Consider the following 14632-nt stretch of genomic DNA (forward strand, 5'->3'; position numbering starts at 1 on the left):
GAGGACCCCGGCCGCGGCCGGGGTCCTCCGCATGCGGAAAGCTCAACGCCCCAGCGCGGCAAGCTCCTTCGCGGCCTCCGTGAGGTCCTTCGCCGTGTCGATGGCGCGCCAGTACGCACCCTGCGGGATCGGGAACCCGGCAAGCCGCCGTGCCCGGGCCAGCTGCGGGAACGTGGTGCGTTCGTGGTCGCCCACATCGGGCAGCAGCGCCGCGAACTCGGGCGCGAAGACGTAGACGCCCGCATTGATCTCGTACGAGGTCGGGGGCGACTCGATGAAGTCCGTGATGTGACCGAAGGAGTCGGTCTCCACGGCACCCCACGGAATCCGCGGCCGGGCCAGCGCCAACGTCGCCGTGGCGGCACGCTCCGTGTGGAACTCGGCCATCGCGCGCAGCGAGAACCGGGTCCAGATGTCGCCGTTGGTGGCGTACCAGGCCTGGTCGGGGTGGGGCAGATGCGCGGCGGCGAACTTGAGGCCGCCGCCGCGGCCCAGCGGTTCCTTCTCGACGACCGTCGTCACGTTCAGCGGCAGATCGGCCGTCGCCAGCCAGTCCTGGAGGACCTCGGCGAGATGGCCGCACGAGACGACGGCGTCGGTGACGCCTTCCTCGGCGAGCCAGGTCAGCTGATGGCCGATGATCGGGGTCCCCGTGCCGGGAATCTCGACCATCGGCTTGGGCCGGTCGTCGGTGTACGGGCGAAGGCGCGAGCCCTGTCCACCGGCGAGAACGACAGCCTGGGTCGGGGTCGCGCTGGGCGCGGTCGTGGTCATGGCCGCACCTTATGCGGCGGGCCGTGCCGGGCCGCTGTCGGGTCACCCGCAAGGACCACGGTCCGAGCCCGGCGCATCCACGGTCCGAGCCCGGCGTATCCACGGTCCGAGACGGCGCTCCACGGCCCGAGCCCGGCGTATCCACGGTCCGAGCCGGCGCATCCACGGCCCGAGCCCCGACGTGTGCAGGGCCCGAGCCGCGGGCCGGCATTCGCTCAGGAGGTCTCGGCCACACCTGCCGCGAACGCCGTGTCACAGACCGGCCGCGAGAAGGACTGGGCGCGGGCGGGGCCGTAGTGCTGGACCGCGGCGCGACCGAGGGCGCGGGCGATCGAGACACAGTGCTTGGCGAGCGAGGGCCGCCGGTCGACCTCCTGCTGGAGGTGCGTAAGGGCGATGCCCGGGTCCTTCTCCTGCAGCTCGGCGAGGAGGACGTCCCGCAGTACATCCTGCGGGGCACGGGACTTGGCGGGCTTGGAGATGTCCTCGGAGGCCGAGGTCAGCGTCGAGGGCGTGGTGCCCGTCCAGTTGACGCTCGCCACCGCGAGGGTGCCGGAGAGCACCAGGACCACGGGGAGTACCAGGGCGAGGGTGCGGCCGATGCGGCGGGCGGGGCCCTGCCGGTGCCGCCGGGGCGTGTGGGAGTTGGAGTGCGTCACGCGTGTGAGAGTAGCGGTGGGTGATGATTTGGCGACATTTGGTCACCGTAACGAGGGATGGTTCGAGGGCGGCTTTCGAATCCCGTGTTGACGAACGGGGTCGAAATGGGCGGCGTTTCAGCCTATTTGTCGACTCGCGAGACTTCTCGGGTACGTACGGGAAAGGTCCCGCACCCCTGAGGGGGGGGCCTTGCCTGTGGGGTTGTGGCTCCCTGGGGCGGGCGGGGGCCGTAGCCGTGGGGCCCGCCGGAGGAGGTCGAGAAGACGTGGGTCTCGCCCGGGCGCGGGACCACGTGCAGGACCGTGCCCTTCTCCGGGACCGCACGGCCGCTGACGCGGACCACGAGGTCCTGGTGCTCGCCGCCGACCTCGGCGGAGCCGTAGACGTAACCGTCGGCGCCGAGCTCCTCGACCACGTTGACCGTGACGGCCAGACCGGCCGGGGCGTCCTCGGTGTCCTTGGTCAGGGACTTGGCGGCTTCGCCGTTCTGCTCGACGATGTCGAAGTGCTCGGGGCGGACACCGACCGTGACGGTGCGGTCGCCCTTGTCGGCGGCGGCGGAGAGGGCCTCGCGGGAGACCGGCACGACCGAGTTGCCGAACTTCACGCCGCCGTCGGTGATCGGGACCTCGACCAGGTTCATGGCCGGGGAGCCGATGAAGCCGGCGACGAAGAGGTTGGCCGGGCGGTCGTACATGTTGCGCGGCGAGTCGACCTGCTGGAGCAGACCGTCCTTGAGGACCGCGACGCGGTCACCCATGGTCATGGCCTCGACCTGGTCGTGCGTCACGTACACGGTGGTGATGCCGAGGCGGCGCTGCAGCGAGGCGATCTGCGTACGGGTCGACACGCGGAGCTTGGCGTCGAGGTTCGACAGCGGCTCGTCCATGAGGAAGACCTGCGGCTCACGGACGATCGCGCGGCCCATCGCCACACGCTGACGCTGACCACCGGAGAGGGCCTTGGGCTTGCGGCCCAGGTACTCGGTGAGGTCCAGGATCTTGGCCGCGTCCTCGACCTTCTGGCGGATCTCGGCCTTCGGCACACCGGCGATCTTCAGGGCGAAGCCCATGTTGTCGGCGACGGTCATGTGCGGGTACAGCGCGTAGTTCTGGAACACCATGGCGATGTCCCGGTCCTTCGGCGGCAGGTGCGTGACGTCGCGGTCGCCGATGTGGATCGAACCCGCGTTGACGTCCTCGAGACCCGCGAGCATGCGCAGGGAGGTGGACTTGCCACAGCCGGAGGGGCCGACGAGGACGAGGAACTCGCCGTCCTGGACGTCGAGTTCGAGCTGGTCGACGGCGGGCTTGTCGCCACCCGGGTAGATGCGGGTCGCCTTGTTGAACGAGACAGTGGCCATGGGTAAGGGCCCCCTTCACCGGCAGGAACGTGCCGGACGATCCGAGTAAAGGTTGCACCGGTGCGGATCCCTTGCGGGTGCCGCGGTGGTGTAGTCCATTTGGTGGACTGGGGCCGACCGTACCTGGTGGGCGGGGTTCGCGGTAGAGGTCGTTGTCGCTTTGTGTTCGGGTGCCGCGGGGGCTCAGTTGGCCAGCCCCGCCTGGTGGGCGAGCAGCGCCGCCTGGACCCGGCTCGTCGAGTCCGTCTTGTCCAGGATCGCGCCCACGTGGGTCTTGACCGTGCCGACCCCGATGCCCAGCGAGCGGGCGATGTCCGCGTTGGACAGACCCCGGCCGAGCATCGACAGGACCTCGCGTTCGCGGTCGGTGAGCTGGGTGATGCGGGGGTCGGCGGCGGACGGGGGCGAGGCGCCGCCGGAGAGCATGCGGCGGATGACCGAGCCCGTGACGCCGGGGGAGAGGACCGCGTCGCCGGTGGCCGCGGCACGGACCGCGCTGATCAGTTCCTGGGGGCCCTCGTCCTTGAGCAGGAACCCGGTCGCCCCGTCCCGTAGCGCCCGTACGACGTTCTGGTCGTCGCCGAAGGTGGTGAGCATGACGACCTGCGGGGCCGGGTCGAGGGCGACGAGCCGGGGGACCGCGGCCAGGCCGTCGAGCACCGGCATACGGATGTCGACGAGCGCGACGTCCGGGCGGTGCTCGGCGGAGAGCGCGATCGCCTCCTCGCCGTTGACGGCCTCGGCGACCACCTCGATGCCCTCGGCATGGCTGAGGATCAGCTGCACACCGCGGCGGATCATCTCCTCGTCGTCGGCGAGCAGGACGCGTACCGGAGTCGTCGGAGTCGTCATGGGGTCCCCCTGGTCGGGTCGGGCGCGGGCGTGGCCGAGGGTTCGACCACCAGCGGCACGGAGAATTCGTCGATCTTGATGAGGGTCCCGTGCGGGTCGAAGCAGTAGCGCGCGATCCGGAAGAGGCCCTGCGTCCTGTACCGCTCCTGGTCGTCGCCGAAGGAGTACAGGCAGCCGGCCGCGTCCGTCGGGCGGGCCGGTTCACGGCCCGCGGCGGCCGCGCGCACCACGTCGCTGTCGTACGTGAGCTGCTCGACCCGCGACTTGGACATGCCGACGTGGATCGCCTCCGGCTTGCCGTACTCCTGCTGCGGCCTGGCCTGCTCGACCAGGATCACGCCGAGCATCATCGTGACGGCGACGCCCGCGAGCCCGAGCAGAGCGGTGATGACGGTGCCCACCCGGTCCTGGATCCCGGACAGCGCCGTCGCGCCGCTGCCGTCCCCGGTGGCGGGCGCCGAGCGGCGGCCCGCGGGGTCGGGCACGGCGGGCATCACCGCGTACACCTGGAAGCCGCCCTCCGCCCGCACCCCCGCGTCGAGGCGGCCGCCGAGGAGCTCGACGCGTTCGCGCAGGCCGGTCAGGCCGCGGCCGGTGCCGGACGCCGGTTCGGCGGCGGGGAGTTCGGGGGGTTCGTTGCGTACGCGGACGGCCACCTCGCCGTCCGTGTGCGTGACGGTGACCGTGACGGCCGCCCCGGTCGCGTACTTGTGGACGTTGGTGAGCGACTCGCGCACGATCCGGTGCACCGCACGGCGGACCTGCGCCTCGCGCCGGTCGAGGTCGGGCCCCTGCCAGTCGAGCCCGACGGGGATGCCGACGCCGCGCGACTCCGCCACGAGCGCCTCGATGTCGGCGCGGGTGCCGGTCGCGTCGGTCAGCGCCTCCGTGCCGGTGTCGCGGCTGAACGGGCCGAGCACGCCGAGGATCTGGCGCAGCTCGTACATCGCGTCGCGGGTGGCCTGGCGCACCTGGGCCGCGCTCTCCTGGAGCCTCGGGTCCTGGTCGCGCAGCGCCATCTCCAGGCCGCCGGTGTGCAGCGAGATCAGGCTGAGCCGGTGGCCGACCAGATCGTGCATCTCGGCGGCGATGCGGGTGCGCTCCTCGCTGCGCGAGGCGTCCTCGGCGTTGCGCCGGGCCTCCTCGGCGGCCGAGGTGCGCTCTTTGAGCACGGTGACCAGGCGGTCCTGCTGTCCTGCCGAGATCCCCACGAGCCCGGGCACGACGAGCGTGGTGGCGGCGAGGACGAGGCCGAGCGCGGCCCCGTACGCGGTGCCGTATCCGCCGGGGAGTGTGGTGGGGGTGATCAGGGCGGAGACGGCCGTGGCCAGCGCCGTCGCGCCCAGGAGCAGCAGGGTGCGCCGGCGCGGGTCGGCCAGCCGGCGCGTGACGGTGTACGAGGTGACGGCGGCGATCAGTCCGTAGAACGGGACGGCGCCGAGCAGCACCGCGAGGCCGAGCACGGCCGTCACGGGGAAGCGGCGGCGGACCGCGAGGAGTGCGAGGGCGGCGAGCGTGACGGGGATAAGGAAGCGGTGCGGCAGGTCGACGTGCAGTCCCGCCATCGCCGCGTACGTGGCGAGGACGAGGATGCCGCCGCCCGTCGCCTCGGCGGGCGCGCGCCACAGGTGGCGGCCCTGGTCGCCGGGGCCGGCGAAGGGGCTGCGGGGGGTGGGGCGGGGGGGGGTGGGCGGCATGGTGTCCAGTATCGGGCGGTACGCGGCCCGATTCCGTGCGCCCTGCGGGCGATCCTGGGCGCGCTGTCCTCTGCCCAAAGGAAGAGGGCCACTCATGCGGGCGGGGCGCCCCGGTCATGGAACGCCGAAGGCCCCGCTTCCTTCACGGGAGCGGGGCCTTCGGCTTCGTATGAGCCCCCTGTCGGAATCGAACCGACGACCTGCTGTTTACAAGACAGCCGCTCTGGCCAACTGAGCTAAGGGGGCACCGCGCGTGACCTCGGTCGCGCGCACAAGGCTCCCTCACTGTACACAGCGGCACTGTCGCCGGGCCATCGAGTTGCCCGCCCCCGCGAGCGTCTTCGCAGCCGTCTCCGCGCTCATCGCGGGATCGCTCCGGGGCCGCTCCGGGGTCCCTCCGCAGTCGCCCCGCAGTCGTCCTCAAGGACTACCGGACGCCCCGTCCCCGACCTTCGGCAGAGCCCCGATTCCCGCCCTCAGAGCGACGATTCGGGCAGGTGGGCGGCGGGAGGCTGGACGCATCGTGTCCCCGGCCGAGGAGCCCTCATGTCGTACGCCGCAGCCCCCGCCCACGCCCGCCGAGCCGGCGCCGCCGCACAGGCCGCCGGCCTGACCAAGGTGTACGGCTCGGGCGAGACCCGGGTCGTCGCCCTCGACGCGGTGGACGTGGAGTTCGGGCGGGGCCGCTTCACCGCGATCATGGGGCCTTCGGGTTCGGGCAAGTCGACGCTGATGCACTGCATGGCCGGCCTCGACTCGATCACCTCGGGCTCGGCGCGCATCGGCGAGGTGGAGCTGTCGCAGCTGAAGGACCGGGAGCTGACGCGGCTGCGGCGGGACAAGGTGGGCTTCGTCTTCCAGGCCTTCAACCTGCTGCCCACGCTCTCCGCGTACGAGAACATCACGCTGCCCGGCGCCATCGCGGGCCGCACCCCCGACCAGGAGTGGGTCGAGCGCGTGGTGCGCACGGTCGGGCTCGCCGACCGGCTGACGCACCGGCCCGCCCAGCTCTCCGGCGGACAGCAGCAGCGGGTGGCGGTGGCCCGTGCGCTTGCCGCGCGCCCGGAGATCATCTTCGCGGACGAGCCGACCGGGAACCTCGACTCGCGTTCCGGCGCCGAGATCCTCGGCTTCCTGCGGGAGTCCGTGCACGCCTTGGAGCAGACGGTCGTGATGGTGACGCACGACCCGGTGGCCGCCGCGTACGCGGACCGCGTGATCTTCCTGGCCGACGGCCGGATCGTCGACGAGCTGCACGAGCCGACGGCGGCCACGGTGCTCGACCGGATGCGGCGGTTCGACGGGGTCGTACGGACCAGCTGAGCCGTACCCGCACCGGCCGACTCACCCTCGTATCCCCTTAGGAACTTCCTCCATGCTGCGAACAGCCCTGCGCAACGTCCTCGCGCACAAAGCCCGCCTGGTCATGACCGCGCTCGCCGTCATGCTCGGCGTCGCCTTCGTCTCCGGCACGCTCGTCTTCGGCGACACCGTCGCGGGCGCCTTCCGGGGCGCCTCCGCCAAGAACCTCGACGGGGTCGCGGTCGCCGTGCAGGACAACGGCACCACCGCCGAACCCGAGGCGAAGCCCGGCGCCTTCGAGACCGCGCTCGACGGCAAGCTCGTGCGGCGTATCGCCGAGCTGCCCGGCGCCGAGTCCGTACGCCCCACGGTGAACGGCCGGGCCACGCTCGCCGCCAAGGACGGCGACCCGGTCAACGCCGACGCCGACTGGCACAACCTGGCGGTCAATTACGCCCCCGGCAAGGACGGCAAGGACCCGCTCTATCCGCTCACGAAGGGCCGCGCCCCGGCCTCCGCCGGTGAGCTGGCGCTCGACGCGAAGACCGCCGAGAAGGCCGGCTACCGCATCGGCGACACCGTGCGCTTCGCGACCGACGGGCCCGCGCTCACCAAGAAGCTGGTCGGCCTGGTCTCCACGGACGACCCGCGGGTCACGGCCGGCGGCACGCTCGCGGTCTTCGACACGGCCACCGCGCAGAAGCTGTTCACCGCGCCCGGGTTCTACGACGAGATCACCGTGGGGGCGCGGCCCGGTACGGACGAGAGCAAGCTGACCGCGGACGTCCGGGCCCTGCTGCCCGAGGACGGCGCCGCGACCGCGACCAGCGGTCAGGCGCTGGCCGCGCAGCAGTCCCGGGACATCGCGCAGAGCACCGGTGCGCTCACCAAGGCGCTGCTGGTGTTCGCGGGGATCGCGCTGTTCGTCGGGGTGTTCATCATCGCCAACACCTTCACCATGCTGATCGCCCAGCGCACCCGCGAGATCGCCCTGCTGCGGGCGGTCGGCGCCTCGCGCAAGCAGGTCGTACGCTCCGTACTCATCGAAGCGGCGCTGCTCGGACTCGCCGCGTCGGCCGCCGGGTTCGCGCTCGGCCTTGGCATCGCGTCCGTCCTGCCGCCGCTGCTCAACGCGGGCGGCGCCGGACTGCCGGACGGACCGCTGGTGATCTCCCCGGGGGCACTTGTGTGGTCCCTGGTCGTCGGTGTCGTGGTGACCGTGTTCGCCGCCTGGCTGCCCTCGCGCAAGGCCGCGCGGATCGCGCCGGTCGAGGCGATGAGCACGGTGGACGCGGGGCCGGCGCCCCGGGGCCCCCAGGTGCGCCATGGGGCCCGGGCGCCGCCCGGCGGGGGGGGGGTGCCCCTCCTGGTGTACGTGGCCGGCCTGAAGAAGCCCGCCGAAGTCGACCTGCTGACCGCGCTGTTCGGGGCGGGACTGTTCCTCCTCGGTCTGATCGTGCTCGCGCCGCTGCTCTCGCGGCCGTTCATCGCCCTGACCGGGCGGCTGACCGAGCGGCTGTACGGCGTGAGCGGCAAGCTGGCCAAGGAGAACGCGCTGCGCAATCCGCGCCGTACCGCCGCGACCGCGTCGGCCCTGATGATCGGCCTGTGTCTGATCACCGGACTCACCGTGGCCGCGCAGTCGGCCGACCGGGCCGTGGCCGCCGAGGCGACGACCGGGCTCGCCGCCGACTACCGGATCTCCAACTCCGCGTACCGAGGCATCGACAAGGACGCCGCGGACAAGGTGGCGCGCGTGCCGGGCGTCTCGGTCGCCGCGCCCGTGGCCTCCGCGATGGGGCAGACGCCGGGCGGCTATCTGCACCTGACCGGCGCCGACCCGGGCACGCTCGGCAAGGTGACCGATCTGCGGTTCACATCCGGCTCCTTGACCGACGTCGGGCCCGGGAAGGTCGCGCTGTCACAGGAGTTGGCGCAGGAGCGCGGGCTCGCGGTGGGCGACACGTTCAAGGCCGAGCTCGGCGGGCGGTTCGTGGACGGGGCGCGCGAGGGCGCGACGGAGAAGACGTTCACGGTGGTGGGTGTCTTCGAGAAGAACCGTACGGTCGAGGAGGCGCTCGGCTCGCTCGGCGATGTGCTGCCGTACGCCATGGACAAGAGGCTGGACGAGGTCCTGGTGAAGGCGGACGGCGGGGCTGCGTCCTCGTCCCTCGACGGGAAGATCCGGGACGCGCTCGGCAACAGTCCGCTGCTCAAGGTGCAGGACCGCGACCAGATCGTCGCGCAGGAGACCGGGGCCGTGGGCACGGTCCTGAACATGATGTACGGACTGCTCGGCATGGCGGTCCTGATCGCGGTGCTCGGTGTCGTGAACACCCTGGCCATGTCCGTCTTCGAGCGGACCCGGGAGATCGGGATGCTGCGGGCGATCGGTCTCGACCGGGCGGGGATCCGGCAGATGGTGCGCCTGGAGTCCGTGATCATCTGCCTGTTCGGCGCGGCGCTCGGGATCGGGTCCGGGATCTTCCTGGCGTGGCTCAACAGCGGGGTCGCGGGTGGAGGGCTGCCCGCGTACGAGACGGTGCTGCCGTGGTTGCGGCTCGGGTTGTTCGTGGTGCTCGCGCTGGTGGTGGGTGTGCTGGCGGCGATCTGGCCGGCGCGGCGCGCGGCGCGGATGGATGTGCTGGGGGCGGTGCACTCGGCGTAGGGGCGGGGTGCGGAGGTGAGTTGTGTGGGGCGCCCACCTGGGCGCCCCACACAACTCAGCGCCCGCTCAACCGGTCCGCGAGCCGTGCCAGCCGGTCCGTCGCGGCGGAGTGGGAGGACGCCTCCCGGCGGTCCGCCGCCCGGTACGCGGCGTACAGGCCGTGCACTCCCAGCCAACGTGCCGGCTCCGGCTCCCACTTGCGGACCTTGTGGTCGACCCAGGGGAGCGTGGTGAGGTCCGTGGGGCCCGCCTGGCCCGAGTCCTGTTGGACGAGGTCGCGCAGGGTGCGGCCGGCCAGGTTGGCGGTGGCGACGCCCGAACCGACGTAGCCGCCCGCCCAGCCGAGACCCGTGGAGCGGTCGAGGGTGGCGGTCGCGCACCAGTCGCGCGGGACGCCGAGCACCCCGGACCAGGCGTGGTCGATGCGCACCCCGGCGAGGGAGGGGAAGAAGCGGACGAGGATCTCGCGCAGTGCCTCGATGGTGGCGGGCTGCGTACGGCCGTCGTTGTCCGTCTTCGAGCCGAAGCGGTACGGAACCCCACGGCCCCCGAGCGCGATCCGGCCGTCCGCCGTGCGCTGGGCGTACATGTACGCGTGCGCCATGTCGCCGAGCGCCTCACGGCCCGCCCAGCCGATGCGCTCCCACTGCTCGTCGGTGAGCGGTTCGGTGGCGATCATCGAGGAGTTCATGGGCAGCCAGGACCGCTTCTCGCCCTTGAGGGCCGCCGTGAACCCCTCCGTGCAGCGCAGGACGTACGGGGCGCGGACGGTGCCGTACGGAGTGACCGCGTGCTTCGGGCGGATCTCCGTCACGGGCGTGGACTCGTGGATCACCACGCCCAGTTCCTCGACCACGCGCGCAAGCCCGGTGACCAGCTTCACCGGGTGGATGCGTGCGCCATGCGGCGTCCAGGACGAGCCGACCGCGCCGGCTATGCGGATACGGGAGGCGGTCTCGCGGGCGCCGAGCAGCAGCCGGTCCTTCTCGCCGTACGCCTGCTCGGCCTCATGGAAGGCCTTGAGCCGGCTCAACTGGGCGGGCGTGTACGCCACTTCGAGTACGCCGCCGTGGTGGATGTCCGCGTCGATGCCCTCGGCCGCGGCGGTCTCGATGACCTCCGTGACCGTCGCGTTCATGGCCTCCTGGAGGCGGACCGCGGCCTGGATGCCGTGCTTGGCGGCGTACCGGTCGCGTCCCGCGATGCCGTTGTAGAGCCAGCCGCCGTTGCGGCCGGAGGCGCCGTAGCCGCAGAACTTCTGCTCCAGGAGCGTGATGCGGAGGAAGGGCGCCGCCTTCTTCAAGTAGTACGCCGTCCACAGCCCGGTGTATCCGCCGCCCACGATGCAGACGTCGGCGCTCGCGTCGCCGGCGAGCGGTTCGCGGGGAGTGGGGGCGGGCTGATCGGCGTACCAGAAGGAGATGCCGCCGTTCACCGTGCTCGCTGCTGACGCGTTCATGGCCGGAAGGTAGCGGACGCGGGCCGGATGGCGGCAGGGAGGGGGACCTTTGACCCGCAACGGGGCCCGGCCGGGGTCCGTCTTCTCTCCGGAACCGTTGTCCCGGAGGTCTGGATCATGCCCGTACGCAGGTACACCCGCGCAGCCGTCACACTTGCCGCCGTCGCCGCGCTCGGCGTCTTCGCGACGGCCTGTTCGTCCACCGACAGCGGTGGGGCGGGCGCGAGCGCCGCCCTGGCCGCCAAGCCCGCCGCCGACGCCGCGCTCCTCGCGGATCTGCCCGCCAAACTCGCCGCCGACGGCACCACGGTCGTCGTTGGCAAGGGGGACGCCCCGCGCACGGTGAAGGTGTACCTGGACCCGCAGTGCCCGTTCTGCGCGAAGTTCGAGACGGGCGGCGGCGAGGGGCTGGCCAAGGCGATCCGGGACGGCAAGGCGAAGGCCGAGTACACGGTCGCCTCCTTCCTCGACCAGGGCGCCGACGGCCCCTCGACCCGCGCCGCCAACGCCCTGCGGGCCGCGCTCGACGCGGGCAAGTTCGCCGAGTACCACGCGGCGCTCTACGCGAGCCAGCCCGAGGAGGGCTCCGCGGGCGCGTACAGCACGGAGCATCTGCTGAAGATCGCCGGCCAGGTGAAGGGACTGCGGAGCGCCGCCTTCGACAAGGCGGTCGAGGACATGACGTACAAGGACTGGGTCAAGAAGTCCGAGCAGGCCTTCGAGGCGAGCGGCGAGCGCGGCACCCCGGCGGTCCTGATCGACGGCAAGAAGATCGAGACCCGCGAGGGCCTGTTCACGGCGGAGGGCTTCACCAAGGCGCTGGGGTCCTGACCCGCGTGCGGCCTCCGGGTCACTGACCCTCGTACGATCTGGGGATGATCGAGGTTCCCGAAGAGCTGGCCACCACCCAGATCAAGTACAACGGCGAGGCGGGGCGCGTGTTCATCGACGCGCTGCCCGGGCGGGCCGCCGAGTTCCTGGAGCGCTGGGAGCTCAAGCGCACTGGCCCTTCCATGTACGGCATGGCCTCGCTGGTGCTCCCGGTCGAGCGCGCGGACGGCACCCCGGCCGCCCTGAAGCTCCAGCTCCTCGACGAGGAGAGCGAGGGCGAGCCCGTAGGGTTGCGGACCTGGGGCGGAGACGGGGCGGTCCTGCTCCTCGACCATGACGCCGCCACCGGCACGATGCTGCTCGAGCGGCTCGACGAGAGGCGCCACCTGTCGTCCCTCGACGACTCCCGCGAGGCCACCCGTATCCTCGCCGGGCTGCTCGCCCGGCTCACCGCCGTCCCCGCGCCGCCGGGGTTGCGCACGCTCAAGACGATCGCGCGGGACATGCTCGACGAGACACCCGATGCCGTACGCGAACTGGCCGAGGACGACCGTCAGTTGCTGCTCGCCTGCGCCTCCCAGGTGCGGGACGTGATCGACGAACCCGGCGACCGGCTCCTGCACTGGGACCTGCACTTCGACAACATCCTCGCCGCCGAGCGCGAGCCCTGGCTCGCCATCGACCCCAAGCCGCTCGCCGGCGATCCCGGCTTCGACCTGATGCCGGCGCTCGACAACCTCTACGATCCGGCCGAAGTCCTGTGGCGTTTCGACCTGTTGACCGAGGCGTGCGGGCTCGACCGGAAGCGGGCCGCCGCGTGGACGCTCGGGCGCGTACTGCAGAACTCGTTGTGGGCATTGGAGGACGAGGAGTTCCACGAGAGCGAGTTCCAGTCTCAGCAGCTGGAAATCGGACGGCTGCTCCTGGACCGCAGGGTTACCGTGCGCCCATGATTCGCACCGCGACCCCCGCCGACATCCCCGTCATTCACCAACTCGTCCGTGAACTGGCCGAGTACGAGAAGGCGCCCGACGAGGCCAAGGCCACCGAGGAGCAGCTGCACACCGCGCTCTTCGGCGAGCAGCCCGCCGCGTACAGCCTGATCGCCGAGAACGAGGCGGGCGAGCCGGTCGGCTTCTGCGTCTACTTCCTCAACTTCTCGACCTGGCGCGGCGTCCACGGCATCTACCTGGAGGACCTCTACGTACGCCCCGAGGCCCGCGGCGGCGGCCACGGCAAGGCGCTGCTCACCGAGCTGGCCCGGATCTGCGTGGAGCGCGGCTACGGCCGCCTGGAGTGGTCGGTGCTCAACTGGAACGCGCCGTCGATCGCCTTCTACGAGGCCCTGGGCGCGCGGCCGCAGGACGAGTGGACGGTGTACCGCTTGACGGACGAGGCGCTGGAGAAGCTCGGCAGCAACTGACCCGGGCGGCCCTAGAGGATCACGCCCGTGTTCGCCTCGGCCTCCGCGTGGCCTTCCGCCGGAGTGTCGTGCCGGGGCGCGCGGGCCGTGACCATCAGACCGGCCACCACCGCGCCGAGCAGCATGATCCCGGCCGCCCACCAGATCGCGACCGTGTAGCCGTGCACGATGCCCTCGGCCCCGATCGACTGCTTCATCCGGTCGGTCGGCGCCTGGCCGCTCTCGCGGGCCGCGTCGGCCAGGTGCGAGGTGATGTACGTGGCGGAGGTGGAAGTCGCGATGGTGTTCAGGAGCGCCGTACCGATCGAACCGCCCACCTGCTGCGAGGTGTTGACGGTCGCCGAGGTGACACCGGAGTCCTGCGGTGCGATGCCCTGCGTGGCCGTAGCCATCACCGGCATGAAGACCAGACCCATGCCGAGGCCGAGCAGCACCATCGCGGGCAGGACGTGGGTGGCGTACTCGGCGTGCACGGTCAGGCCGGTGAGGATGATCAGGCCGACCGTCGCGAGGATCATGCCCGGCACCATCAGCAGGCGCGGCGCGACGTGGTGCATCAGACGGGCCGAGATCTGCGTCGAGCCGATGATGATCGCCACCGTCATCGGCAGGAACGCCAGACCCGTCTTGACCGGCGAATAGCCGAGGATGACCTGGAGGTAGTAGGTCATGAAGAGGAACAGGCCGAACATGCCGATCGTCGCCAGGCCCATCGTCAGGAAGCAGCCGGCGCGGTTGCGCTCCTTGATGATGTGCAGCGGAAGCAGCGGGTTGGCGGTCTTGGTCTGCCACCACACGAACACCGCGAGCAGCGCCACACCGCCGATGAGCAGCGCGAGCACCAGGGAGTCGGACCAGCCGCGCGGCTGCGCCTCGCTGAAGCCGTAGACGATCGCGACCAGACCGCCGCAGCCGAGCAGCACACCGGGCACGTCCAGCTTCGCCTCGCGGTGGCCCTCGCGGTCGTGCAGGAACATGAACGCGCCGATCACCGCGATGACGGCGATGGGGACGTTGACGAGCAGACACCAGCGCCAGTTCAGGTACTCGGTGAGCAGACCGCCCGCGATCAGGCCGATCGCGCTGCCGCCGCCCGCGATGGCGCCGTAGATGCCGAAGGCCTTGCCGCGTTCCTTGGGGTCCGTGAACGTCGTGGTCAGCAGCGAGAGCGCCGACGGCGCGAGCACGGCGGCGAACACACCCTGCAGGGCGCGGGCCGCGAACAGCATTCCGGAGCCGGTCGCCGCACCGCCGAGCGCCGAGGCGGCCGCGAAGCCGATCAGGCCGATCACGAAGGTGAGCTTGCGGCCGATGAGGTCCGCGATCCGGCCGCCGAGCAGCAGCAGACCGCCGAACGCCAGGGTGTACGCGGTGATCACCCACTGCCGGTTCGCGTCCGACATCCCGAGATCGGCCTGGGCGGAGGGCAGCGCGATGTTCACGATCGTCGCGTCGAGCACCACCATCAGCTGCGCGAGGGCGATGACCACGAGGCCCCACCAGCGGGTGGGGTCGGGCTCCTGAACGGGTATCGCGGGTCCACGTTCGCTCGTACTCATAACCTCCAGAACAGCACAAATGGGCTAATCCCGCGTCTTGTGCA

12 protein-coding genes and 1 tRNA gene are annotated in these 14632 nt (G+C 71.6%); 5 read left to right on the forward strand and 8 right to left on the reverse strand.

Annotated elements, in window-relative coordinates; genetic code table 11:
- Positions 1–42: 42 nt before the first annotated feature.
- From JAO81_RS35940 to JAO81_RS35965, 6 genes are all read right to left on the reverse strand, one after another.
- The gene (locus JAO81_RS35940; protein WP_199552194.1) at positions 43–774 is read right to left on the reverse strand and encodes a nucleotidyltransferase family protein; all 732 of its coding nucleotides are present in this window, start codon (positions 772–774) and stop codon (positions 43–45) included.
- A 215-nt stretch (positions 775–989) separates the two neighbouring features.
- On the reverse strand, positions 990–1433 hold the full coding sequence (locus JAO81_RS35945) for a hypothetical protein (protein ID WP_165330841.1): 444 nt from the start codon (positions 1431–1433) through the stop codon (positions 990–992).
- A 122-nt stretch (positions 1434–1555) separates the two neighbouring features.
- Positions 1556–2797 carry an ABC transporter ATP-binding protein gene (locus tag JAO81_RS35950; RefSeq protein WP_374194393.1) on the reverse strand — a complete coding sequence of 414 codons (1242 nt, stop codon included), beginning with the start codon at positions 2795–2797 and terminating at the stop codon, positions 1556–1558.
- Between the two features lie 183 nt (positions 2798–2980).
- Positions 2981–3649, reverse strand: a complete 669-nt coding sequence (locus JAO81_RS35955) for a response regulator transcription factor (RefSeq protein ID WP_199552195.1) — start codon at positions 3647–3649, stop codon at positions 2981–2983.
- Positions 3646–5346: a sensor histidine kinase gene (locus JAO81_RS35960; RefSeq protein WP_199552196.1), complete on the reverse strand. Its 1701-nt coding sequence runs from the start codon at positions 5344–5346 to the stop codon at positions 3646–3648. Before JAO81_RS35960 ends, JAO81_RS35955 begins: the two co-directional genes overlap by 4 nt.
- A gap of 172 nt (positions 5347–5518) precedes the next feature.
- Positions 5519–5592 (reverse strand) — tRNA-Thr (locus JAO81_RS35965).
- 300 nt (positions 5593–5892) lie between these two features.
- On the opposite strand from JAO81_RS35965, the gene JAO81_RS35970 reads away from it, so the two are divergent.
- Complete coding sequence (locus JAO81_RS35970) at positions 5893–6669, forward strand: ABC transporter ATP-binding protein (RefSeq protein ID WP_199552197.1); 777 nt, start codon at positions 5893–5895, stop codon at positions 6667–6669.
- Positions 6670–6721: 52 nt separating this feature from the next.
- Entirely contained in the window at positions 6722–9316 is a 2595-nt protein-coding gene (locus JAO81_RS35975) for an ABC transporter permease (protein ID WP_199552198.1), read from the forward strand.
- A gap of 55 nt (positions 9317–9371) precedes the next feature.
- Here the strand turns inward: JAO81_RS35975 and JAO81_RS35980 are convergent, their stop codons facing one another.
- Positions 9372–10775, reverse strand: coding sequence for an FAD-binding oxidoreductase (locus tag JAO81_RS35980; RefSeq protein ID WP_199552199.1), 1404 nt, complete (start codon positions 10773–10775; stop codon positions 9372–9374).
- 117 nt (positions 10776–10892) lie between these two features.
- Between JAO81_RS35980 and JAO81_RS35985 the strand changes: the two genes are divergently transcribed.
- Genes JAO81_RS35985 through JAO81_RS35995 form a run of 3 tightly spaced genes read left to right on the forward strand, consistent with a single transcriptional unit; the run spans position 10893 to position 13029 of the window.
- Positions 10893–11606, forward strand: a complete 714-nt coding sequence (locus tag JAO81_RS35985; RefSeq protein ID WP_199552200.1) for a thioredoxin domain-containing protein — start codon at positions 10893–10895, stop codon at positions 11604–11606.
- Positions 11607–11650: 44 nt separating this feature from the next.
- Entirely contained in the window at positions 11651–12559 is a 909-nt protein-coding gene (locus JAO81_RS35990; RefSeq protein WP_199552201.1) for an aminoglycoside phosphotransferase family protein, read from the forward strand.
- Positions 12556–13029 (forward strand): GNAT family N-acetyltransferase, encoded by a 474-nt coding sequence (locus tag JAO81_RS35995; protein WP_199552202.1) that lies wholly within the window; start codon positions 12556–12558, stop codon positions 13027–13029. The genes JAO81_RS35990 and JAO81_RS35995 overlap by 4 nt, the downstream gene beginning before the upstream one ends.
- Before the next feature lie 11 nt (positions 13030–13040).
- On the opposite strand, the gene JAO81_RS36000 is transcribed toward JAO81_RS35995, so the two are convergent.
- Positions 13041–14588: an MFS transporter gene (locus JAO81_RS36000; RefSeq protein WP_199552203.1), complete on the reverse strand. Its 1548-nt coding sequence runs from the start codon at positions 14586–14588 to the stop codon at positions 13041–13043.
- Between the last annotated feature and the right edge of the window lie 44 nt (positions 14589–14632).

The sequence above is a fragment of the Streptomyces sp. N35 genome (genome assembly GCF_016464295.1).
Taxonomy (GTDB): domain Bacteria; phylum Actinomycetota; class Actinomycetes; order Streptomycetales; family Streptomycetaceae; genus Streptomyces.